Raw genomic sequence first — 22,959 nt, forward strand, 5'->3', positions numbered from 1 at the left:
GGACAATGATCGACTTCACGCTGTCGGAGGAGCACCGGGAGCTGCGCGGGTCCGTCGAGCGGTTCGCCCGCGAGGTGGTGGCCCCGGTGATCGGCGACCTGTACGAGCGGGGCGAGTTCCCCTACGAGATCGTCGCCCAGATGGGCAAGATGGGCCTGTTCGGGCTGCCGTTCCCCGAGGAGTACGGGGGCATGGGCGGCGACTACTTCGCGCTGTGCCTGGCGCTGGAGGAGCTGGCCCGGGTGGACTCCTCGGTGGCGATCACCCTGGAGGCCGGGGTCTCGCTGGGCGCCATGCCGATCTACCGGTTCGGCTCGCCGGAGCAGCGGCGGCGGTGGCTGCCGGCGCTGTGCTCGGGCGAGCGGCTGGCGGCGTTCGGGCTGACCGAGCCCGGCGGCGGCTCGGACGTGCCCGGCGGGATGCGGACCACCGCCCGGCTGGAGGACGGCCACTGGGTGATCAACGGCTCCAAGTCGTTCATCACCAACTCCGGCACCGACATCACCGCCTTCACCACGGTGACGGCGCTGACCGGCGAGAAGGAGATCTCCACGATCCTGGTGCCGAACGGCACGCCCGGGTTCACCGTGGGCCGCAAGTACTCCAAGGTGGGCTGGTCGGCCTCCGACACCCGGGAGTTGTCGCTGCACGACGTGCGGGTGCCCGAGGAGAACCTGGTCGGCGAGCGCGGGCGCGGCTACGCGCAGTTCCTGCGGATCCTGGACGAGGGCCGGATCGCGATCGCCGCGCTGTCGGTGGGTCTGGCGCAGGGCTGTGTGGACGAGTGCCTGCGCTACGTGCGCGAGCGGGAGGCGTTCGGCCGGGCCATCGGCGAGTACCAGGCGATCCAGTTCAAGGTCGCCGACATGGAGGTGCGGGCGCACACCGCGCGGCTGGCCTACTATGCGGCGGCGGCGAGGATGCTGGCGGGCGAGCCGTTCAAGAAGGAGGCGGCCATCGCCAAGCTGGTGGCCTCCAACGCGGCGATGGACAACGCTCGCGACGCCACCCAGATCTTCGGCGGCTACGGGTTCATGAACGAGTACGCTGTGGGGCGCTTCTACCGGGACGCCAAGATCCTTGAGGTGGGCGAGGGCACCTCGGAGGTGCAGCGGATGCTCATCGCCCGGTCGCTGGGACTGAGCTCACACTAAAACCGTTGGAGCGAGAGATTGCGCGCGGGATATGTTTGCGTGCGTGCAACCTTCCTCCTCGGTGGACCGGCTCGCCGACGGTCTGGGGACCCTGCTCGGGTACCTGATGCGCACCGCCGAGGGCGACATCTTCCGCGACCTGATGGAACTGGACCTGTCGCCCTCGCAGGTACGAGCGCTGTTCCTGCTGGACCGTGCGGCGAGCCCGCCGGCCGTGCACGAGCTGGCGGCCGAGCTGGGCCTGTCGATGGCCGCGGCCGGCCGCGCCGCCGACGCGCTGGTCCGCCACGGCCTGGCCGAACGGCACTCCGACGCCGTCGACCGGCGGGTCAAACGAATCTCGGCCACCGCCGCGGGGCGGGACCTGGTCGGCCGGCTGTGCGCGGCACGCCGTGACGATCTGCGGCGGTTCGCCGAGTCACTGACCGAGGAGGAGCGCACGGGGCTGGTGAACGCGCTGGCCCCGATCCTGGCGCGCCCGCAGGTGCGGGCCTTGACGATTGGACCCCACTGTTGAAGTCTTCCGCTCCTCCCGAGGCGGCCGCGCCGCCCGGCGGCGGCGAGCCCGGCCCCGACCGGCTAGACCGCGCGGTGTGGGCCACCGCCGCGGTGGTGGTGCTGGGCGCGATCATGTCGATCCTCGACGTGACCGTGGTCAACATCGCCATCCCGGAGCTGACCCATGAGTTCTCCGCGCCGCTGTCGCAGATCCAGTGGATCGCCACCGGGTACACGCTGGCGCTGGCCACCGTGATCCCGGTGACCGGCTGGGCCTGCGCCCGGTTCGGTACCAAGCGGCTGTACATGGTCTCGCTGACGCTGTTCGTGCTCGGCTCGGCGCTGGCCGGGGCGGCCTGGTCGGCCGAGTCGCTGATCGCCTTCCGGGTGCTGCAGGGTCTGGGCGGCGGCATGATCATGCCGGCCGGAATGACCATCCTCACCCAGAAGGCCGGGCCGCAGCGGGTCGGCCAGGTGATGAGCGTGGTCGGCATCCCGATGCTGCTCGGCCCGATCACCGGCCCGATCCTGGGCGGCTGGCTGGTCGACGACGTGTCCTGGCGCTGGATCTTCTACATCAACGTCCCGATCGGCGCGATCGCGCTGTTCCTGGCCTGGCGGATCCTGGACCGTGACACCCCGCAGCCGGCCGAGCGGCTGGACCTGCCGGGGCTGGTGTTCCTGTCCCCGGGTCTGGCGTCGCTGATCTACGGCCTGGCCACCGGCGCGGAGAAGGGCTCCTTCTCCTCGGCCACGGTGCTGATCACCACCGGGGTGGGCGCCGTGCTGGTGGCCGCGTTCGTGGTGCGCGCGCTCAGGGCCGACAACCCGCTGATCGACCTGCGGCTGTTCCGGCGCCGCTCGGTGGCCACCGCCTCGCTGACCATGGCGTTCTTCGGTATCGCCTTCTTCGGCGCGATGCTGCTGCTGCCGCTGTACTTCCAGGTGGTGCGGGGTGAGAGCGCGCTGGCCACCGGCCTGCTGCTGATCCCGCAGGGCGTCGGCGCGATGGTCACCATGCCGATCGGCGGCCAGCTCACCGACCGGATCGGCCCGGGCCGGGTGGTGATGGTCGGTATCCCGATCATCCTGGTCGGCATGTTCGGCCTGACCCAGGTGGAGGCCGACACCTCCTACTGGATGCTGGGCGGGGCGTTCTTCGTGCTGGGCCTCGGCATGGGCCTGACCATGATGCCGACGATGTCGGCGGCCATGCAGACCCTCGGCCACGACGAGATCCCGCGGGCCAGCACGGCGCTGAACATCATCCAGCAGGTGGCCGGCTCCATCGGCACCGCCGCGATCTCGGTGGTGCTGACCACCGAGATGAACGACCGGCTGCCCGGCGGGGGCGGTCTGGGCGGGGTCACCCAGGAGGTGCCGCCGGAGGCGATGGCCAAGCTGCTGCCGCTGATGGCCGACTCGTTCGCCGCCACCTTCTGGTGGTCGCTGGGGCTGCTGGTGCTGGCCTACATTCCGGCGCTGTTCCTGCCGCGCCGCAAGCCGGACCCGGCGCAGGTGCCGGCCCCGATGCCGATGCACTGACCCGGTATCGGTGACGCCATGCGGCCGGCGGCCCACCGCCGGCCGCATCCGCATATATATCCGCATGGACATATATCCGCATGGACGAGGAGCCGAACGTGGCCGAACTGCAGGCCGTGACCTGGACCGGCGACGCGCTGCGGCTGATCGACCAGACCGTGCTGCCCGCCCGGCTGGAGCATCTGGAGGTCCGCGACGTGGACGTCCTGGTGGACGCCATCCGGCGGCTGGTGGTGCGGGGCGCCCCGGCGCTGGGCGTCACCGGCGCCTACGGGGTCGCCGTGGCGATGCTGCAGGCCGAGCGGGAGGGCTGGGACCGCGCCGCCCTGGAGGCGGCCGTGGACCGGATCCGCACGGCCCGGCCGACGGCAGTCAACCTGGCCGGCGGGGTTGACCGCGTCCGCCCACTCATCGGCGACGGGCTCGCGGCGGTCACCGCCGAGGCCGGGCGGGTGCTGCGCGAGGACGTGGCGGCCAACCGCGCCATGGGCGCCCATGGCGCGGACTGGATCGCGCGGCGGGTGTCCCGGCGGCCGCTGCGCGTGCTGACGCACTGCAACACCGGCTCGCTGGCCACCGCGGGCTGGGGCACCGCCCTGGGCGTGATCCGCGAGCTGCACGCCCGGGGCCTGCTGGAGATGGTGTACGCCGACGAGACCAGGCCGCTGCTGCAGGGCTCCCGGCTGACCGCCTGGGAACTGGCGCACGACGGCATCCCGCACCGCGTGCTGGCCGACGGCGCCGCCGCGAGCACGATCCTGCGGGGCCTGGTGGACGTGGCGGTCATCGGCGCCGACCGGATCGCCGCCAACGGCGATACGGCCAACAAGATCGGCTCGGTGGGGGTCGCGCTGGCCTGCGCGGACGCCGGCATCCCGTTCGTGGTGGCGGCCCCGTGGAGCACGATCGACCCGGGCACCGCGACCGGGGAGGACATCCCCATCGAGCTGCGCGACGGCCGGGAGGTGCTGGCCTGGGAGGGCGCCCGGACCGCGCCGGCGGGCTCGGAGGGCTTCAATCCCGCCTTCGACGTGACCCCGGCCCGGCTGATCAGCGCGCTGGTCACCGAGACGGGTGTGCTGGAGCCCGCCCGGGGCCGGGTGCCGGTGCCCGGCGGAGCCTGAGGGTCACATCCGGTCGAGGATGCCGGCGATGACGTCCGCCGTCCGCGACGGCGGCTCGGCGTCCAGGCACAGGCGTTCCATCACCGCCAGGTAGCGCTCCACGTCGGCGGGCTTGTCGACGTACAGGGCGCTGGTGAGCTGCTCCAGGTAGACCACGTCGGGCAGCTCGCTCTCGGCGAACCGCAGGATGCTGAACGCGCCGCCCGCCGCTGCGTGCCCGCCGGACTCGAACGGCACCACCTGCAGGATGACCCCGGGCATGGCGCACATGTCGATCAGGTGCCGCAGCTGCTCGCGCATCACCGCGCGCCCGCCGACCGGGCGGGACAGCGCCGCCTCGTCCACCACCGCCCACAGCCGGGGCGACGCCGGGCCGGTGAGCAGGCGCTGGCGCCGCATCCGCAGCTCCACGCGCCGCTCGATCTCGTCGGCGCCGGCGGCCGGGTGGCCGAGCCGGGCGACCGCGCGGGCGTAGTCCTCGGTCTGCAGCAGCCCGGGCACGAACTGCACCTCGTACTCGCGGATCCGGGTGGCGTCCTGCTCCAGCCCGAGGTAGGTCTCGAACCACTGTGGCAGCACGTCGGAGTACTGGTGCCACCAGCCGGGCCGGTTGGCCTGGGCGGCCAGCGACAGCAGCGTCTCGCGCAGGTCGCCGGTGACCCGGTAGGCGTCCAGCAGGTCGCCGACGTCGCGCGGCTTGAAGCCGACCTTGCCCAGCTCCAGCCAGCTGATCTTCGACTCCGAACCACGGATCAGCGCGCCGGCCTCGGCGCGCGACAGCCCCGCCTCCTCACGGAGCCGGCGCAACCGGCCGCCGAGCACGATGCGCAGGGCGGTCGGTCCGCTCTGCTGCCGCCCGGCGGATCGGCGGTGCGGCTGGGCAATGGTCATCTGTCACTCCCGGTGGGCCTGGAGCGGAAAGTATCCCACCGGAACGCCCGGGGGCACAGCCTTGGCGGGCGGCCGGGAGGGCGGCGGCCCGCAGGCCGGCGGGCCGAAACACCGGGGCGCGGAGGGGCGCCGGGCGGCACGGGCGCACGGCGTGCCGCCGGGGGGAGCCGCCGGGCGCGCGACCTGCGGCGAACGGGGAGTCGAGGTGACGCGCCCGGCGAGGGGTCAGGCGATCAGATGGTCGAAGTCGCCGTCCTTGGCGCCTCCCACGAAGGCCTCGATCTCCTCTCTGGTGTAGACGAGCACCGGTCCCTGGGGGTACCGGGAGTTTCGGACAGCGATCTCCCCGGTTGGAAGCTGGGCCATTTCCACACAGTTGCCGCTCGGGTTGCTCCGTCGGCTCTTCTGCCAGACCAGCCCCTGCTCACCGGAAACCGACACTCTGACGTTGTACATACTCGCCCCCTTGGACAGAGCCCCACCCGAGGCCTACTGTACTGAATGCACGTGCATCCGTTCTTGCAGACGCGCTTGCACCTGCACAACATCGGGAGCAAGATAGCGAACACAGGCCACCGACAGCCCCTGGGGTTTTTCGCGATGATCCTTGACCAGGCAGACGACGCCACCGACATGCCGGCCCGGGAAGGACGGCGGCACTGGTGGCTGTCGGCGCTGGACCAGTCCCCCCGGCCGCCCGGCCACTGGCCGATACCGCCCGCGGGCAGCCCGCGCACGGCGCGGCTCGTGCTCCGCACCGAGGCCGGCTCGCCCAGGGCCGCACGCGAGTTCACCGCGCGCACCCTCGGCGACTGGGAGCTCTACGACCCGTCCGACGACGTCACCATGGTGGTCTCCGAGCTGGTCACCAACGCGGTCCGCTACGGGCTGGACGGGCTACCGCCGGCCGCCCAGCTGTGCCCGGTGCAGCTGGCGCTGTTCGGCCACCCGCGCCGGCTGGTGGTGGTCGTCACCGACCCCAGCGACCACATCCCCCAGGCCGCCGAGCCCGGCGCCGACCGGATCAGCGAGTTCAGCGAGCGGGGCCGGGGCCTGCTGGTCGTGCAGGCCCTCAGCAGCGCCTGGGGCTGGGCCCCGCTGACCAGCGGCGGCAAGGCCGTCTGGGCGGCCTTCGACCTGCGGCGCCGTCCGGGCCGCTGACCCCGTTCCTCCGGGATCGGGTCCAGCGCCCCCGAGCACGTCCCATGACGGGCCCGGCCCGTTCCACGGGAACGCCGCACCTTCCAGGCAACGCCGGATCTCCGGGACACGGCGGGGCGACCCGACGGTCGCCCCGCCCCGGACGCCGACCGCCCGGTCCCGGCACGGACCGCCTCCGGGGCACGGACGCCCCACCGGGCGCGTCGGCCCGGCAGGCGCGGGTCAGCGGGCGGAGGGCGGGTCGGGGTGCTGGGGCTCCTCCAGAGCACTGAGGAACTCGCGGGCCCAGCGGTCCACGTCGTGCTCGATCACCCGCCTGCGCATCGGGCGCATCCGGCGGGCCTGCTCGGCGGGCTCGGCGCGCAGCGCCTCCAGCAGGGTGCTCTTGAGCCCGTTGATGTCGTAGGGGTTGACCAGGTAGGCCCGCTTGAGCTCGTCGGCCGCGCCGGCGAACTCGCTGAGCACCAGGGAGCCGCGGTGGTCGGCCCGGCACGCCACATACTCCTTGGCGACCAGGTTCATGCCGTCCCGCAGCGGCGTCACCACCATCACGTCCGCCGCCAGGAACAGCGCCGCCAGCTCGTCGCGGGTGTAGGAGGTGTGCATGTAGTTGATCACCGGCACGCCGAGCTCGGAGTACTCCCCGTTGGTCCGGCCGACCTGCTGCTCGATCGTGTCGCGCAGCAGCCGGTACTGCTCGACCCGTTCCCGGCTGGGGGTGGCGATCTGCACGAACGCCGCCTCGCCCGGCTTGAGCTCGCCGTCGCGGAACAGCTCCCCGAACGCCTGCAAGCGCTGGGTGATGCCCTTGGTGTAGTCGAGCCGGTCCACCCCGAGCAGGACCTTGGCCCCGCCGAGGTCGGCGCGGATCTCCTCCGAGCGCCGCCGCACCGCCGGGTCGTTGACCAGCGCCTCCAGCTCCTGCACGTCCACCGAGATGGGGAAGGCGGCGGCCCGCACCACGCGGTCGCCCACGAAGGCCAGCTGCCCGCTGGTGCGCCCGTCCAGCAGCCGGCGCACCAGCCGCAGGAAGTTGGCCGCGGCGCCGGGCCGCTGGAAGCCCACCAGGTCGGCGCCCAGCAGCCCCTCGATGATCTGCCGCCGCCAGGGAAGCTGCCAGAACAGTTCCAGCGGCGGGAACGGGATGTGCAGGAAGAATCCGATCCGCAGGTCCGGCCGCAGCTTGCGGAGCATGGCCGGCACCAACTGGAGCTGGTAGTCCTGCACCCACACCACGGCGCCCTCGGCCGCGACCTGGGCGGCGGCCTCGGCGAACCGCTCGTTGACCCGCACATAGGCCTCCCAGAGCTTGCGCTCGTAGACCGGCGGGGCGATCACGTCGTGGTAGAGCGGCCACAGCGTGGCGTTGGAGAACCCCTCGTAGTAGCGCTCGACGTCGAGGGCCGACAGCGGCACCGGCACCAAGTTCATGCCGTCCTCGACGAACGGCTCCAACTCCTCGTCAGGGGCGCCCGACCAGCCGATCCACGCGCCCTCACGGGACCGCATCACCGGCGCGATCGCGGTCACCAGACCACCGGGGCTGCGCCGCCAGGACGCCGCCCCGTCCTCGGCGACCACCCGGTCCACCGGCAGCCGGTTGGCCACCACCACGAACTCACTGCGGTCCGACACCTGTCCTCCTTGACGATTTCCATGATCAGATGCCCGGAAACAGAGGATTGAACCTCGATGACGGAATGTGCTCGGTCACTCCGGCCACGCCCGTCGAGGCACGGGTTCCGGCGCACCGTCCGGGGCCGGTGCCGCCGGGCATACTCGGCCGGGGCCTTCCGGCGTTGCGCACCGCCCATGCCCCCATCATCCGGGAGCGAGGAGATATATTCCATGATTGGCGATTTCGGGGGAATCGTCCGCCTCATTCCTCGGCAGACCGTCCGCCCGGCCACGGCCGGAGAGGTGGCGGCGGTGCTGCGGGCGGCGCGGGTTCCCGTGGTGCCGCGCGGGTACGGCCACTCCACCTACGGGCAGGCGCAGGTCGCCGACGGTGTGCTGCTCGACATGCGGGGGCTGCGCACCGTCCACGAGGTGCGGCCCGACCGGGTGGTGGTGGACGCCGGGGCGACCTGGCGGGAGGTCCTGGACGCGACGCTGCCGCGGGGCCGCACTCCCCCGGTGCTCACCGACTACCTGGACGTGACCGTGGGCGGGACGCTGGCGGCGGGCGGTGTCGGCGGCACCTCGCACCGGTACGGAGTGCAGGCCGACCAGGTGCTGGCCCTGGAGGTCGCCACACCGGCGGGCGAGGTGGTGACCTGCTCCCCGGAGGAGAACCGGGCGCTGTTCGACGCGGTGCGCGCCGGGCTCGGACGGCACGGGGTGATCACCCGGGCGGTGCTGCGGCTGGTCCCGGCGCCCGAGCGCGTCCGCTCGTTCAAGCTGCTGTACGCGACGGCCGGCGCGCTGCTGGACGCGCAGCGGCGGATCCCGGCCGACCACATCTCCGGCCAGGCCAAGCTCGGTCTCGGCCTCCGGTACGAGCTGACGGCGGTGTGCCACGACCCGGGCCGGCGCATCGACGGCGCCTTCGAGGAGGAGGAACTGCCGTACGCCGAGTTCGCCGACCGGATGCGCCCGGACGTCGAGGAGCTGATCCGGCTCGGTGAGTGGGCGCGCCCGCACCCGTGGGGCATCGTGTTCCTGCCCGCCCGCCGCGCCGCCGAGGTCATCGAGACCACCCTCGCCGAGACCGGCCCCACCGGCCTGGGACTCAGCGGAGTGGTCCTGATCAGCCCGCTGACCGTACGGGACGTCCCGGCGCTGCGCGTGCCCGCGGACCCGGTGATGTTCGCGCTGCTGCGCACCGCCTCACCGGGCGCGGCCTCCCCGGACGCCATGGTCGCGGCCAACCGCCGCCTGCACGAACGCGCACGCCGGGTCGGCGGCACCCGCTACCCCATCGACGCCGCCCCGCCGGACCCCCACCGGCCCGTGCGGACGCCGCCTCCTGAGGGAGCGGATCAGGAGTCCAGGTAGCGCAGGACCGCCAGGACGCGGCGGCTGAAGCCGGTGGTGCCGGTCAGATCGAGCTTGTCGAAGATCTGGTTGACGTGCTTTTCCACCGCGCTCTGCGAGACGTGCAGGTGGGCGGCGATGGAGGCGTTGGTGTGGCCCTGGGCCATCAGCCCCAGCACGTCGCGTTCGCGCGGCGTGAGGCGGCTGAGCGGGTCGGTGCGGGTGCTGCGGGCCAGCAGTCGGCGGACCACCTCAGGGTCGAAGGCGGCGCCCCCGGCGGCGACGCGGTCCAGCGCGTCCAGGAACTCGTCGATCTGGCCCACCCGGTCCTTGAGCAGGTAGCCGACGCCGCCGCCCTCCCCGGTGATGAGGTCGGTGGCGTAGCGCTGCTCGACGTACTGCGACAGCACCAGCACCGCCACGCCCGGCCAGCGGCGCCGGATCTCCAGGGCGGCGCGCACCCCCTCGTCGGTGTGGGTCGGCGGCATCCGCACGTCGGCGACCACCACGTCCGGAGGGTCGGCGGCCACCGCCGCCAGCAGCGCGTCGGCGTCGCCGACCGCGGCGACCACCTCGTGGCCCTCCTCGGCCAGCAGCCGGACCAGCCCCTCGCGCAGCAGCGTGGAGTCCTCGGCCAGCATCACCCGCACGGCAGCTCCGCGGTGATCACGGTGGGCCCGCCGAGCGGGCTGTCGACGCCCAGCCGGCCGTCCAGGGCCGCCACCCGGCGGGTCAGGCCGGCCAGCCCGCCACCAGTGGGGTCGGCCCCGCCGATCCCGTCGTCCTCGATACGCACCCGCAGCATGATGCCCTCCTGACTCACCTGGACGGTCACCCGCTCGGCGCGGGCGTGCTTGGCGGCGTTGGTGACGGCCTCGCAGACCACGAAGTAGGCGGCGGTCTCCACCCGTCCGGGCGGCCGGCGCCCGGCGGTGTAGTCGATGGTCACCGGGACCGCGGACCGTTCGGCCACGGTCTCCAGCGCGGCGCGCAGCCCGTCGGCGTCCAGCGCGGCCGGGTAGACCCGCCAGGACACCTCCCGCAGGTCCTCCAGCGCCCGCTGCGCCTCCTCGTGCGCCTGCCGGACCAGGTCGGCGGCCCGGTCGGGGTCGCGGGCCCGGCGGGCACGGCCGATCAGCATCGACAGCCCGACCAGCCGCTGCTGCACCCCGTCGTGCAGGTCCCGTTCGATCCGGCGGCGCTCGTCGTCGATCGCGTCGACGACCTCGGCCCGGCTGGTCGACAACTGGGCGATCCGCTGCTCGTACGCCTGGCGGGAGCTGGGGGCCAGGCAGCTGCGCACCAGCCGCCGCTCCAGGGCGGCGATCCCGACCAGGCCCTGCAGGTCCAGGAACAGCAGCACGCCCCCGACCCCGGCGGCCGCCAGCAGCCGCTCGGCGTTGGGCCCGTAGTCGGGGGGATAGGTGCCGGTCGTCCACCAGTACAGCAGGAGGGCCGCCAGCGCCAGGCCGTAGACCAGCAGGAGCAGGACGGCACCGCCCAGCAGTCCGACCGGGACGCGCAGCACCAGGTACGCCAGCGCCCGCAGCGGCGGGTACCCCCCGGGAACACCGTCGACGCGCAAGAAGATCTCCAGCCGTTTGCGTTCGACCTCGGCGAGCCACCCGGCGACCGTGCCGACCATCCGGGGCACCGCCCGTTCACCCCGAGAAGAGACGAACGAGTACGCGAACCCCAGGGCGGCCAGCACCAGGAACACCGCCTCCACCACGGCGGTGACGGCGCCCAGCACCAGCCCGATCAGCGCCCGCAGCACGATCGCCGTGACCCTCATGCGCGGCGCGTCCCGGCCACCGGCAAGGGGAAGGCGGCCTCCACCGGCCCCCGCGGCTGCGTCCTCGGCCGGCCCGTCACAGACGTCCGCATCGTCACATCCGACCAGAACGCTCGGAGACACCGGAACGCTCGGAGACGCGGCGGCGTCCCCCGGTCAGCCGTACGGCCACGAAGGCGAGCACCGCCAGCGCCGCCACGGCCAGCACCCCCTTGGAGTAGGTGCTCACATAACCCTCCACGATGTGCCAGTTCTCCCCCAATGCATAACCCGCCAGCACGAACAGGAGGTTCCAGATGAGGCTGCCGAGCGTGGTCAGCACCACGAACGTGGGCACCGGCATCCGCTCGACGCCCGCCGGGACCGAGACCAGACTGCGGAAGATCGGGACCATCCGGCCCAGGAACACCGCCTTGGTGCCGTGCCGCGCGAACCACTCCTCGGTGCGGTCCAGGTCCGACAGCTTGACCAGCGGGAGCCGGGCCACCAGGGCGCGGACCCGGTCACGGCCGATGAGCGCCCCGATCCCGTACAGCGCCAGCGCGCCGACCACCGAGCCGAGCGTGGTCCACACGATCGCCGCCAGTAGCCCCATCTGCCCCTGGCTGGCGGTGAACCCGGCCAGCGGCAGGATCACCTCGCTGGGCAGCGGCGGGAACAGGTTCTCCAGCGCGATGGCCAGGCCCGCGCCCGGTGCGCCCAGCCGCTCCATCAGGTCGGTGGCCCATCCTGCCACCCCACCGGTCACGACCTCGTCATTCGCGTATCCGATCATGCTCTCGACGCTAGGAACAGCACGGCGGGCCCACCATGGAGCCGACCGCCGACCTTCCCGGCCGCCCACCACAGCCCCGACCCTGCGGAAAACCACAGTTTTCCGGCGACATTCAGAGCAATCGGCCGATCCCGCCGCTCCGGTTTGCCTAATCTCGGGGAGTCCCCCCTCCACCGCGCTAAGGAGTCCCGCCCCCGTGACCGCAGACGAGCAGGAGCACGCGCCCGCAGGCATCGACGTGAGCCAGCCCAGCTTCGCCCGTGTGTACGACTACTTCCTCGGCGGCAAGGACAACTACGCCGCCGACCGCCAGGTGGCCGACATGGTGATGGAACTGGTGCCCGAGGCCCCGGTCGTCGCGCGCGGCAACCGCATCGCCATCGACCGGGCCGTGCGCTACCTGGCGGGCGAGGTGGGCATCGACCAGTTCATCGACATCGGCTCCGGGCTGCCCACCGCCAGCAACGTGCACGAGTCCGCCAAGGACGTCAACCCGGGCGTGCACGTGGTGTACGTCGACAACGACCCGATCGTGCTGGCGCACGGCCGGGCGCTGCTCACCGAGAACGGGGTGGCCACGGTCATCCAGGGCGACCTGTACGAGCCGGAGAAGATCTTCACCGACCCGGCGCTGACCGGCCTGATCGACCTGAGCCGCCCGGTGGGGATCATCCTGGCGGCGATCATCCACCATGTGCCCGACGAGCGGGACCCGCGGGCGGTGGTCCGCCGACTGCACGACTTCGTGGCGCCCGGCAGCCACTTCGCGCTGACCCATCTGCACGACTCCGGCGACGACCCCCGCGTGGAGGAGGCCAAGAAGATCCTGCAGTCGGGGCTGGGCGGCTCCTACTTCCGCCGCCGCGAGCAGATCGAGGGCTTCCTGGACGGCCTGACCCTGCTGGAGCCGGGCGTGGTGAACGTGACCGAGTGGCGGCCCAACGGCCCGGCGGGGCCGCTGGAGCACCCGCTGCACTCGCAGATGGTCGCCGCGATGGCCCGCAAGGACGCCTAGCAGCGTCCGGACGCGCCTAGACGCGGGCCGGGGACGGGCCGGCGGGGGCCGGCTCGCGGTCGTGCCCGGCCAGGTGGCGGGCGCGCTCGGCCTCGTCCTCGAACGCGATGACGGTGACCGTGCCGCCGATCTCCGGGGCGGCGACGACGAGCAGGTACGGCATCCCCGCCCGCTCGGCGAGGTAGGTGGTCGCCCCCTGGGCACGGCCGCAGGCACGTGCGCCGAGGAAACCGGCGAGGACGTCCTGGCCGTCGGCGAGCGTTTCGGTGCGCATGCCGCCCATTTCCGCACGCGGCGATGTCGGCGGGATGTCACCGCGGTTACGCGGCCCCCAACATCACCGGGGCATCCAGTACAAACGCCACGCTCCGCCCTTCCAGGCCTGGAGGGCGGAGCGTGTGCGGCGGCGCGCCTAGCGCCCGTCGATGGGTACGTAGTGGCGCTCGCCCGGGCCCAGGTACACCTGGCGCGGGCGGCCGATCTTGGTGGTGGGGTCGCTCATCATCTCCCGCCACTGGGCGATCCAGCCGGGCAGCCGGCCCAGCGCGAACAGCACGGTGAACGCGTTGGTGGGGAAGCCGAGGGCCTTGTAGATGACGCCGGTGTAGAAGTCGACGTTCGGGTAGAGCTTGCGCTCGACGAAGTAGTCGTCGGCGAGCGCGACCTCCTCCAGCCGCATGGCGATGTCCAGCAGCGGGTCGGGCTTGCCGAGCCGGTCCAGCACCTTGGTGGTGGCCTTCTTGACCACGGCGGCGCGCGGGTCGTAGTTGCGGTAGACGCGGTGGCCGAAGCCCATGAGTTTCAGGCCCGGCTCCTTGGCCTTGACCCGCCGCACGAAGGAGTCCACGTCGCCGCCCTCGGCGTGGATGGCCTCCAGCATCTCCAGCACGGCCTGGTTGGCGCCGCCGTGCAGCGGCCCCCACAGCGCGTTGACCGCCGCCGAGATGGACGAGAACAGGTTGGCGTGGCTGGAGCCCACCAGCCGGACCGTGGAGGTGGAGCAGTTCTGCTCGTGGTCGGCGTGCAGCACGAACAGCATGTCCAGGACCTTGACGACCTCCGGGTCCACCTCGTAGGGGGTGGTCGGCACGCCGAAGGACATGCGCAGGAAGTTCTCCACGTAGGACAGCGAGTTGTCCGGGTACAGCAGCGGCTGGCCGATGGAGGTCTTGTAGGCGTAGGCGGCGATCGTGGGCAGCTTGGAGATCAGCCGGATGCTGGAGATGTCGACCTGCTCGGGGTCGAACGGGTCCAGGCTGTCCTGGTAGAAGGTGGACAGCGCGCTGACGGCCGAGGACAGCACCGCCATCGGGTGCGCGTCGCGGGGGAACCCGGCGAAGAAGTTCTTGAAGTCCTCGTGCAGCATCGTGTGGTTGCTGATCTTCTCGGTGAAGTCGGCGAGCTGGTCGGCCGACGGCAGCTCACCGTAGATCAGCAGGTAGGCCACCTCCAGGAAGGACGATTTCTCCGCCAGCTCCTCGATCGGGTAGCCGCGGTAGCGCAGGATTCCCGCGTCGCCGTCGATGTAGGTGATCGCCGAGGTGGTGGAGGCCGTGTTGACGAATCCCGGGTCCAGGGTGACGTACCCGGTCTCCTTGAGGAGACTGCCGATCTGCAGGCCGCCCGGCCCCTCGGTCGCGGTCGTCACCTCAAGGGACATCCGCCCGCCGGGGTGGTCGAGCTCGATGTCGGACATACGCCCTCCTCCGTTTCACGCGCATTCACGTTCGGCCGGGGTCACCGGCACGTGAGGATCGGTCGCCGCTTGGTGTGGCGAGATCCTCCCCATTGGGGACCTTAGCGACACCTTGACCGGGGACCGTAAGGCGACCCCTGTCCGAGGACCACTGAAACGGTCACCAGACCCCCGGTCGCCCCACATTATGGAAGCGCATGTGCCTACGCTGGTGCCATGAGCGCCATGAGCCGTCTGGGGCTGGGACTGGCGGCGCTGGGCCGTCCGGCGTACATCAACGTGGGGCGGGCCGACGAGCTGCCGGACGAGCGCGGCGTCGCGGCGATGCGGGCCGCCACCCGCCGGGTGCTGGACGCGGCGTACGCCGCCGGGATCCGCTGGGTCGACACCGCCCGCTCCTACGGCCTCGCCGAGGAGTTCCTGGCGGGCTGGCTGGACGGGCACGACGACGTCACCGTCTCCAGCAAGTGGGGGTACGCCTACGTCGGCGGCTGGCGGATGGACGCCCCGCGGCACGAGGTCAAGGAGCACTCGGCCGAGCGGTTCCGCACTCAGCTCGCCGAGTCCCGGGCCCTGCTGGGCGACCGGCTGTCGCTGTACCAGGTGCACTCGCTGACCGACGACAGCCCGCTGTTTCGGGACGGCCCGCTGCTGGCGGAGCTGGCGCAAGCGGCGGCGGACGGGCTGCGCCTGGGCTTTTCCACCTCCGGCCCGCGCCAGGCCGAGACCATAGGGCGCGCCCTGGGCCTGGAGGTGGAGGGGCGGCCCCTGTTCTCCGCCGTCCAGTCGACCTGGAACGTGCTGGAGACCTCCGCCGAGCAGGCCCTGCGCGAGGCCCACGAGCAGGGCCTGCACGTCCTGGTCAAGGAGACCCTCGCCAACGGCCGCCTGGCGGTGGACCCGCCCGAGGAGCTGGTGGCGCTCGCCGAGATCCGCGGTGTGGGGCCGGACGCCGTGGCCCTGGCCGCCGCGCTGAGCCGTCCCTGGGCGGACACCGTGCTGATCGGCGCGGTGAGCGAGCCCCAGCTGCACGCCAACCTGGCCGCCACCCGGATCACGCTCGGCGAGGCGGAGCTGGCCGCGCTGGCCGGGGCCGCCGTCCCGCCCGCCCGCTACTGGGCCGAGCGCGCCGCGCTCCCCTGGGCCTGACCCCGGCCGGGCGTTCGGCCGGACACGGGGAGTGTCGTGCCGCCACGTCAGGGCCGGTCACCGGTGAGCGTCCCGTATCGGCCCCATGCTGCGGGCACATGTCCGACAAGTAAATCAACACTGATCGACGCCGGACGTAATACGATGATCGTCACGTGGGCGGCCGGATGAGACGGCTGAGATAGGGGACACCGTGGCGAGCGAGCGATCCGGACCGGGCGGGTTCGACCCCACCGTGCCGAACATCGCCCGGATGTACGACTACTACCTGGGCGGCAAGGACAACTACGAGGCCGACCGCGCGCAGGCGACGGCGGCGATCGCCGCCGACCCCACCCTGCTGACGGTGATCAGGGAGAACCGGGCCTTCCTCGGGCGCGCGGTGCGGTACCTGGCCGAGCAGGGCATCGACCAGTTCCTCGACATCGGCACCGGCCTGCCCACCCAGCAGAACGTGCACCAGATCGCGCACTCGGTGAACCCCGGCGCCCGGGTGGTGTACGTCGACAACGACGGGCAGGTGGTGGCGCACGGGCGGGCGCTGTTGGCCGACTCGGACACCACCACGATCGTGCGGGCCGACCTGCGGCGGCCCCGGGAGATCCTGGACCATCCCGAGACCCGGCGGCTGCTGGACTTCGCCAAGCCGGTGGCGGTGCTGCTGGTGGCGACCCTGCACTTCGTCCCGGACTCCGACGACCCGCCCGCGATCATGGCCGAGCTGCGCGAGGAGCTGGCGCCGGGCAGCTTCCTGGCGCTCACCCACGCCTCCGCCGACGGGATGCCCGAGCTGGTCGCCCGGGTGGTCGAGGTCTACAAGCGGACCAACGCGCCCGGCACGCCGCGTACCGCCGAGCAGGTCACCGGGATGTTCGGCGACTTCGAGCTGCTGGAGCCCGGGCTGGTGTGGGCCCCGCTGTGGCGCCCGGACCGGCCGGTGAGCCGGGAGGAGGCGGTGCGCACCTGGTTCTACGCCGGGGTCGCCCGCAAGCATTGATCATTTCGTCATCCTCCGGGTGTTGGCAGCGGCCCCGACTTCGGTGATCTTTGAGGGGCACGGGCAATGGAGGCCGAGGAGGGTGGCATGGGACGGGGACCGACCGTGGGGGCGGCGCTGGCGGAGGCCGCGCGGCATGACCGGGTGTTCCTGTACGAGGACGCGCGGGCCGTCACGTTCGCCGAGTTCGACGCGCTGGCCGACCGGGTCGCGGCGGGGCTGCTGGCCCGGGGGGTGCGGCACGGCGACCGGATCGGGCTGCTGGGGCTGAACACCTCGCAGTGGCTGGCGGCCTTCTTCGGCGCGGCGCGGATCGGCGCGGTGGTCGTCACGCTGAACGTGCGCTACCGCGAGCGGGAGCTGGCGTACATGCTGGGCCAGAGCGGTGCCCGCATGGTGATCTGCTCGGCCGAGGCCGCCGGTTTCGACTTCGCGGCGTTCTTCGAGGGCTTCGGCCCGCAGGTACCGGGCGTGACCGACCTGGTGTTCTTCGGTAAGCCCTCGACGGGCGGCACCACCTTCGATGAGCTGGCCGAGGGGCCGGCCGACCCGGCGGCGCTGGCCGCGGCACGCGAGGCGGTCGCTCCGGACGACCCGCTGCTGATCCTGTACACCTCCGGGACGACCGGCCGCCCCAAGGGCGCGGTGATCACCCACGGGAGCATCCTGGCCTCGGCGTCGGCGCAGGCCGCGCACTGCGCGATGGACGAGACCGACGTGCTGCTGGGGCACCTGCCGTTCAACCACGTCGGCGGGATCACCTGCACCGTCATGGCGGCGCTGGTGACGGGCGCGGCGGTGGCGCTGCTGCCGGCGTTCAGCCCGGACGGGGCGCTGCGCGCCATCGAGCGGCACCGGGTGACGGTCCTGGGCGCGGTGCCGACGATGTACGTGCTGATGCTGGGCCGCGACGACTTCGCCGAGCACGACACCTCGTCGGTGCGGATCTGCACGGCGGGCGGGTCGAACGTGGAGCCCGCGCTGGCCGCGGCGATCCGGCGGGGCTTCCCCGGTGCCCGGTTGTTCGGGCTGTACGGGCTGTCGGAGTCGTCGGGGGCGTGCGTGCTGTCGCGGCCGGACGACGACGCCGAGACGGTCGCCCGCACGCTGGGCGTGATGATCGGCGACTTCGAGGCCCGGGTCGTGGGGCCGGACGGGACGGCGCTGCCGCCGGGCGAGCCGGGCGAGCTGCAGATCCGCGGCGGCTGCGTGGCGGCCGGCTACTGGGACATGCCGCAGGAGACCGCCGCGGTCTTCCTGGACGGTGGCTGGCTGGCCACCGGCGACATGGTGGAGCGGGAGCCGGATGGGCATCTGGTGCTGCGCGGCCGCAAGAAGGAGATGTACATCCAGGGCGGCTTCAACGTCTATCCGGTGGAGATCGAGAACGTGCTGGCCGCCCATCCGAAGGTGGCGATGGCCGCCGGGATCGGGGTGCCCGACCCGGTGCTCGGCGAGGTCGGCCGGTTCTACGTCGTGCCGCGCCCCGGCGGTGAGCCGCCCACCCCCGAGGAGCTGACCGGCTACTGCCGGGAGCGGCTGGCCGACTACAAGGTGCCGCGTCAGTTCGTGATCACCGACGAGGTCCCGCTGACTCCGGTCGGCAAGATCCACAAGGCCGAGCTCAAGGAGCACCATCTGCGGGAGGCCGGCCAGTAGCCGCACCCGGCCCGCCACCGGGCGGGGCGCGGAGGGGATCGAGACTCACGCGCTATGCGAGCTTTGCGGTGATTCATTAGGCTGCTGGGGTGTCCTCGTTCGCTCGAACGGGGACGGGCCCCTCGATTGGCTGGTAGTCCCTTGCACGAGGAAGCGCTGATGTCCGCGACCGCTCCCGCGGACGACCCCGCACCACCGGCGCGGGTCGTCTCCTATCCCCGCCGCGGCGGTCCGACCGTGCTGCGCCTGCTGCTCGGCGGCCACCTGCGCGAGCTGCGCGAGCGGGCGGGCATCTCGGCCGAGGACGCCGGCTACGCCATCCGCGGCTCGCACTCCAAGATCAGCCGGCTGGAGAACGGCCGGGTCGGCTTCAAGCAGCGGGACGTGGCCGACCTGCTCACCCTGTACGGGGTGACCGACGACGGGGACCGCGAGTCGATCCTGTCACTGGCCCGGCAGGCCAACTCGCCCGGCTGGTGGCACCGTTACGGCGACGTGCTGCCGAGCTGGTTCGAGGCCTATCTGGGGCTGGAGGAGGCCGCCTCGCTCATCCGGGTCTACGAGGTGCACTTCGTGCCCGGCCTGCTGCAGACCGAGGAGTACGCCCGCGCCGTCGTGGCGCTCGGCCACCCGGAGGCCGACGAGGAGGAGATCGAGCGCCGGGTGAGCCTGCGGATGACCCGGCAGCAGCGGCTGATGGGCCCGGACGCCCCGGCGGTGTGGGCGGTGCTCGACGAGACCGCGCTGCGCCGTACGGTCGGCACCCCGCAGGTGATGCGCGAGCAGATCCGACACCTGATCGAGTTGTCCGCGCTGCCCAACATCACCCTGCAGGTGGTGCCGCTGACCGCGACCGGCAACGGGGCGGCCGGCGGCCCGTTCACGATCCTGCGCTTCGCCGAGCCGGCGCTGTCGGACGTGGTCTACCTGGAGCACTTGACCAGCGCCCTCTACCTCGACAAGCCCAGCGACGTCGAGGCGTACCTGCGCGCCATCAACAGCCTCTGCGTGACCGCCGGCCAGCCCCAGGACACCGTCCGGCTGCTCCACGAGATCCTCGCCACCTCCTGATCCCCACCGCCCGCCCCCCGGCCACCCGCACCCGCCCCGGCGGTCCTCCCAGCGCATCCCAGCGGCCTGTCGACGCGTCCGGCCGTTCCGCGACGCGCTCGGGAGCCTCTGGCGCACGTCGGTGGCCTCTCGACGATCCCGGCGGTCCTCCCCGTGAAGCTCCACGGGCCGTCCGGTGGATCGTTCCGGTCGTCCCGGAGGGGGCTCGTCTCCCGATTTGGGAAGCCGGTCTTCCACTGAGCGGAAGCCCGGACACCATGAGAGGGCGCCAATGCCCCATCATCCGGAAAAATCCCCTATCACCCCGAGGAATCAGGCAATGACGCTTCTCGATCCCGCCCGCTGGACCGGAAAGATCTTCGACGGGCGCTGGAGCGCCGGCTCTGCGGGCGTGTTCGACGTCACCGAGCCCGCCACCGGCGGCACCCTCGGCAGCCTCGGCCGGGCCAGTGCCGAGGACGTCGCCAAGGCCGCGGCCACCGCCGCGCAAGCCCAGCGGGACTGGGCCGCGCGCCCCCACCCGGAACGGGCCGCGGTGCTGCGCCGGGCCGGGCTGCTGTTCGAGGAGCACGCCGACGAGATCGCCGGCTGGATCGTCCGCGAAGCCGGTTCGATCCGTCCCAAGGCCGAGTTGGAGGCGCAGATCGCCGCCGGCGAGTGCCACGAGGCCGCCGCCCTGCCCTCGCTGCCGCAGGGCCAGGTGCTGGCCTCTGGGCTGCCCCGCTGGAGCCTGGCGCGGCGCCGCCCGGCCGGGGTGGTCGGCGTGATCTCCCCGTTCAACTTCCCGCTGATCCTGTCGATCCGGTCGGTGGCGCCCGCGCTGGCGCTGGGCAACGCGGTGCTGCTCAAGCCCGACCCCCGTACGGCGGTGTGCGGCGGCGTGGCGCTGGCCCGGATCTTCGAGGAGGCGGGCCTGCCCGAGGGGCTGCTGCACGTCCTGCCGGGCGACCTGGAGGCCGGCCAGGCCGTGGTCGCCGCGCCGGAGGTGCGGATCGTGTCGTTCACCGGCTCCACCGCCGCCGGGCGCAATATCGGCGAGGAGTGCGGCCGGCTGCTCAAGCGGGCCCACCTGGAGCTGGGCGGCAACAACGCGCTGATCGTGCTGCCGGGCGCCGACCTGGCCAAGGCCGCCTCGGCCGGCGCCTGGGGCGCGTTCCTGCACCAGGGCCAGATCTGCATGACGTCCGGGCGGCACCTGGTGCACGAGAGCCTGCACGAAGAGTACGTGGCCGCGCTGGCCGACAAGGCCGGGCACCTGCCGGTCGGCGACCCGGCCACCGAGCAGGTCGCGCTCGGCCCGATCATCGACGAGCGCCAGCTGGAACGCGTGCACGGGCTGGTCACCGACACCGTCGCGGCGGGCGCCCGGCTGGCCGCCGGCGGCACTCACGAGGGGCTGTTCTACCGGCCGACCGTGCTGGCCGACGTCACGCCGTCCATGCCCGCCTACGCGCAGGAGGTGTTCGGCCCGGTCGCCCCGGTCGTGCCGTTCTCCACCGTCGAGGAGGCGATCGCGCTGGCCCGCGACAGCGAGTACGGGCTGTCGCTGGGCATCCTCGGCGACGTCGGCGCCGCCATGCGGATCGCCGACGCGGTGCCGACCGGGCTGGTGCACATCAACGACCAGACCGTCAACGACGAGCCCAACATCCCGTTCGGAGGCACCGGCGCCTCGGGCACCGGCTCCCGGATCGGCGGCCCGGAGGCCAACATCGAGGCCTTCACCGAGACCCAGTGGGTCACGATGCGCCCGGAGATCGCCCCGTATCCCTTCTGATACCGGACGTCTCTGGCAGGCTGTCGATGTGGACTGGGTGGAACGGGTACTGGCGATCCGGCAGTGGTCGCACCACGGGGAGCGCGCACCCCACAAACCGTTGCTGCTGCTGTACGCGCTGGGCCGCTACCAGCGTGAGGGCGCCGGGTCCATCCCGTACTCGGCGGCCGAGGAACCGCTGAACCGGCTGCTGCGCGAGTTCGGCCCGCCGCGCCATGCCCGCTCCACCATGGCCTATCCGTTCCACTATCTGACCAGCGACGACCGGCTGTGGCAGGTCGACACCGACGACGGTCCCGGCAGCCCCGGACCTCGTGTCGGCCTGCTGCGGTCGGCGCACGCCCGCGGCCGGCTGCACCCCGAGCTGGCGGCGGCGCTGGACGCCGACCCGGGCCTGCTCGGGCGGCTGGCGCGGGCGCTACTGGACGCCAACTTCGCGCCCACCCTGCACGCCGACATCTGCCTGGAGACCGGCCTGGACCTGGCGGGCGCCGAACTGCCCGCCGCCGTGGAGAGCCGACTGCCGCCGCGCGACCCGGCGTTCCGGGAGCGGGTCCTGGACGCCTATGGGTACCGCTGCGCGTTCTGCGACTACGACGGGCTGCTGGCCGAGGTGCCGGTCGGGCTGGACGCCGCGCACGTGCGGTGGCGCTCCTACGACGGGCCGGACGACCCCGACAACGGCCTGTGCCTGTGCGCGCTGCACCACCGCCTGCTGGACCGCGGCGTGCTGGGCCTGACCCCCGACCGGACGATCACCGTCTCCGGCCGCTTCAGTGCCCGCGCCCCGGTCGCCTCGCTCCTGGTGCTGGACCTGTCCGGCCGTCCCGCCCGCGCACCCCGCTCGGGCCCCCGGGTCCGGCCCGACCACATCACCTGGCACACCGCCCAGGTCTTCCGCGCCCCGGCCGCTTGAGGGCATCCCTCCCCCACTCGCGGCCGAAGATCCGTATTGAATGGGGGGACCGTCCCCGTGGGACGACTTTCTGCAACGCGAACTTCCGGAAGGATCTGATCACATGGCAACGACCCGGACCGCCAACGCCCACTGGGAGGGGCCGCTGATGGGCGGGCAGGGCACGGTGTCCCTGGACTCCTCAGGCCTGGGCACGTTCGACGTCAACTGGCCCTCGCGCGCCGAGAAGCCGGAGGGCCGGACCAGCCCCGAGGAGCTCATCGCCGCCGCCCACTCCACCTGCTTCTCCATGGCCCTCTCGCACGGCCTGGCCGGGGCGGGCACCCCGCCGGAGACCGTCGACACCAAGGCCGACGTCACCTTCCAGCCGGGCGAGGGCATCACCGGCATCCACCTCACCGTCCGCGCCAAGGTCCCGGGCCTGTCCGCCGAGGACTTCCAGCAGGCCGCCGAGACCGCCAAGGCCAACTGCCCCGTCAGCAAGGCCCTGGCCGGCACCACCATCACCCTCGACGCCTCGCTGGTCTGAGCGACTGGGCTGAGCGACTGGGCTGAGCGACTGGGCTGAACGTCCGGCCCGAACACCCGACCCGCCCCGGCCACCCGCCGGGGCGGGTCCACGCACAGGCATCCGGGCCGCCCCGACCGCGTGCGCCTCTACCCCGCCGGCTCCGCGCGTGCCTCCGCCATGATCCGCTCCGCAGCGCTCATGGACCGCGTCCTTGCTCCCGGCTCCGCCACCGTTCTCGGGAACGTCCGG

22 protein-coding genes are annotated in these 22,959 nt (G+C 72.6%); 14 read left to right on the forward strand and 8 right to left on the reverse strand.

Annotated elements, in window-relative coordinates; translation table 11 throughout:
* Positions 1-5: 5 nt before the first annotated feature.
* The 4 genes from C4U03_RS26115 (at position 6) to mtnA (ending at position 4,321) form a co-directional block, all read left to right on the forward strand.
* Positions 6-1,154 carry an acyl-CoA dehydrogenase family protein gene (locus C4U03_RS26115; protein WP_103941078.1) on the forward strand — a complete coding sequence of 383 codons (1,149 nt, stop codon included), beginning with the start codon at positions 6-8 and terminating at the stop codon, positions 1,152-1,154.
* A gap of 43 nt (positions 1,155-1,197) precedes the next feature.
* Positions 1,198-1,671 carry a MarR family winged helix-turn-helix transcriptional regulator gene (locus C4U03_RS26120; RefSeq protein WP_160147106.1) on the forward strand — a complete coding sequence of 158 codons (474 nt, stop codon included), beginning with the start codon at positions 1,198-1,200 and terminating at the stop codon, positions 1,669-1,671.
* Positions 1,668-3,197: a DHA2 family efflux MFS transporter permease subunit gene (locus tag C4U03_RS26125; protein WP_103941083.1), complete on the forward strand. Its 1,530-nt coding sequence runs from the start codon at positions 1,668-1,670 to the stop codon at positions 3,195-3,197. Before C4U03_RS26120 ends, C4U03_RS26125 begins: the two co-directional genes overlap by 4 nt.
* 80 nt (positions 3,198-3,277) lie before the next feature.
* Complete coding sequence (mtnA, locus tag C4U03_RS26130) at positions 3,278-4,321, forward strand: S-methyl-5-thioribose-1-phosphate isomerase (protein ID WP_103941085.1); 1,044 nt, start codon at positions 3,278-3,280, stop codon at positions 4,319-4,321.
* Between the two features lie 3 nt (positions 4,322-4,324).
* Here the strand turns inward: mtnA and C4U03_RS26135 are convergent, their stop codons facing one another.
* Complete coding sequence (locus C4U03_RS26135) at positions 4,325-5,212, reverse strand: helix-turn-helix domain-containing protein (RefSeq protein ID WP_103941087.1); 888 nt, start codon at positions 5,210-5,212, stop codon at positions 4,325-4,327.
* A gap of 225 nt (positions 5,213-5,437) precedes the next feature.
* Positions 5,438-5,668 carry a DUF397 domain-containing protein gene (locus C4U03_RS26140; protein ID WP_103941089.1) on the reverse strand — a complete coding sequence of 77 codons (231 nt, stop codon included), beginning with the start codon at positions 5,666-5,668 and terminating at the stop codon, positions 5,438-5,440.
* Positions 5,669-5,812: 144 nt separating this feature from the next.
* On the opposite strand from C4U03_RS26140, the gene C4U03_RS26145 reads away from it, so the two are divergent.
* Positions 5,813-6,373 carry an ATP-binding protein gene (locus C4U03_RS26145; RefSeq protein WP_103941091.1) on the forward strand — a complete coding sequence of 187 codons (561 nt, stop codon included), beginning with the start codon at positions 5,813-5,815 and terminating at the stop codon, positions 6,371-6,373.
* A gap of 222 nt (positions 6,374-6,595) precedes the next feature.
* Here the strand turns inward: C4U03_RS26145 and C4U03_RS26150 are convergent, their stop codons facing one another.
* Complete coding sequence (locus C4U03_RS26150; protein ID WP_103941093.1) at positions 6,596-8,008, reverse strand: alpha,alpha-trehalose-phosphate synthase (UDP-forming); 1,413 nt, start codon at positions 8,006-8,008, stop codon at positions 6,596-6,598.
* A 213-nt stretch (positions 8,009-8,221) separates the two neighbouring features.
* On the opposite strand from C4U03_RS26150, the gene C4U03_RS26155 reads away from it, so the two are divergent.
* The gene (locus tag C4U03_RS26155; RefSeq protein WP_160147107.1) at positions 8,222-9,370 is read left to right on the forward strand and encodes an FAD-binding protein; all 1,149 of its coding nucleotides are present in this window, start codon (positions 8,222-8,224) and stop codon (positions 9,368-9,370) included.
* Here the strand turns inward: C4U03_RS26155 and C4U03_RS26160 are convergent.
* From C4U03_RS26160 to C4U03_RS26170, 3 genes are all read right to left on the reverse strand, one after another.
* Positions 9,355-9,999: a response regulator gene (locus C4U03_RS26160; RefSeq protein WP_200827477.1), complete on the reverse strand. Its 645-nt coding sequence runs from the start codon at positions 9,997-9,999 to the stop codon at positions 9,355-9,357. The two genes, C4U03_RS26155 and C4U03_RS26160, sit on opposite strands and share 16 nt — an antisense overlap.
* Positions 9,990-11,144 carry a sensor histidine kinase gene (locus C4U03_RS26165; protein WP_103941097.1) on the reverse strand — a complete coding sequence of 385 codons (1,155 nt, stop codon included), beginning with the start codon at positions 11,142-11,144 and terminating at the stop codon, positions 9,990-9,992. The genes C4U03_RS26160 and C4U03_RS26165 overlap by 10 nt, the downstream gene beginning before the upstream one ends.
* A 94-nt stretch (positions 11,145-11,238) precedes the next feature.
* Complete coding sequence (locus tag C4U03_RS26170; RefSeq protein WP_103941099.1) at positions 11,239-11,919, reverse strand: DedA family protein; 681 nt, start codon at positions 11,917-11,919, stop codon at positions 11,239-11,241.
* A 196-nt stretch (positions 11,920-12,115) separates the two neighbouring features.
* On the opposite strand from C4U03_RS26170, the gene C4U03_RS26175 reads away from it, so the two are divergent.
* Positions 12,116-12,934, forward strand: coding sequence for an SAM-dependent methyltransferase (locus C4U03_RS26175; protein WP_103941101.1), 819 nt, complete (start codon positions 12,116-12,118; stop codon positions 12,932-12,934).
* Between the two features lie 16 nt (positions 12,935-12,950).
* Here the strand turns inward: C4U03_RS26175 and C4U03_RS26180 are convergent, their stop codons facing one another.
* A complete protein-coding gene (locus C4U03_RS26180) occupies positions 12,951-13,208 on the reverse strand; it encodes a hypothetical protein (protein WP_146087531.1) in 258 nt (85 codons plus the stop codon).
* A gap of 138 nt (positions 13,209-13,346) precedes the next feature.
* Positions 13,347-14,630 carry a citrate synthase gene (locus C4U03_RS26185; RefSeq protein WP_103941105.1) on the reverse strand — a complete coding sequence of 428 codons (1,284 nt, stop codon included), beginning with the start codon at positions 14,628-14,630 and terminating at the stop codon, positions 13,347-13,349.
* Positions 14,631-14,846: 216 nt separating this feature from the next.
* On the opposite strand from C4U03_RS26185, the gene C4U03_RS26190 reads away from it, so the two are divergent.
* The 7 genes from C4U03_RS26190 (at position 14,847) to C4U03_RS26220 (ending at position 22,728) form a co-directional block, all read left to right on the forward strand.
* On the forward strand, positions 14,847-15,779 hold the full coding sequence (locus tag C4U03_RS26190; protein ID WP_103941107.1) for an aldo/keto reductase: 933 nt from the start codon (positions 14,847-14,849) through the stop codon (positions 15,777-15,779).
* Between the two features lie 193 nt (positions 15,780-15,972).
* Entirely contained in the window at positions 15,973-16,776 is an 804-nt protein-coding gene (locus C4U03_RS26195) for an SAM-dependent methyltransferase (RefSeq protein WP_235018137.1), read from the forward strand.
* An 87-nt stretch (positions 16,777-16,863) separates the two neighbouring features.
* Positions 16,864-18,435 (forward strand): class I adenylate-forming enzyme family protein, encoded by a 1,572-nt coding sequence (locus C4U03_RS26200; RefSeq protein WP_103941109.1) that lies wholly within the window; start codon positions 16,864-16,866, stop codon positions 18,433-18,435.
* 159 nt (positions 18,436-18,594) lie between these two features.
* Positions 18,595-19,506 carry a helix-turn-helix domain-containing protein gene (locus C4U03_RS26205; RefSeq protein WP_103941111.1) on the forward strand — a complete coding sequence of 304 codons (912 nt, stop codon included), beginning with the start codon at positions 18,595-18,597 and terminating at the stop codon, positions 19,504-19,506.
* A 319-nt stretch (positions 19,507-19,825) separates the two neighbouring features.
* On the forward strand, positions 19,826-21,283 hold the full coding sequence (locus C4U03_RS26210) for a benzaldehyde dehydrogenase (RefSeq protein WP_103941113.1): 1,458 nt from the start codon (positions 19,826-19,828) through the stop codon (positions 21,281-21,283).
* Between the two features lie 28 nt (positions 21,284-21,311).
* Positions 21,312-22,199, forward strand: coding sequence for a phosphorothioated DNA-binding restriction endonuclease (locus tag C4U03_RS26215; RefSeq protein WP_103941115.1), 888 nt, complete (start codon positions 21,312-21,314; stop codon positions 22,197-22,199).
* Positions 22,200-22,302: 103 nt separating this feature from the next.
* A complete protein-coding gene (locus tag C4U03_RS26220) occupies positions 22,303-22,728 on the forward strand; it encodes an OsmC family protein (protein ID WP_103941117.1) in 426 nt (141 codons plus the stop codon).
* Positions 22,729-22,959: the final 231 nt, after the last annotated feature.

Origin of the sequence: Thermomonospora echinospora (assembly GCF_900108175.1) — a bacterium.
Classification (GTDB): Bacteria; Actinomycetota; Actinomycetes; order Streptosporangiales; family Streptosporangiaceae; genus Thermomonospora; species Thermomonospora echinospora.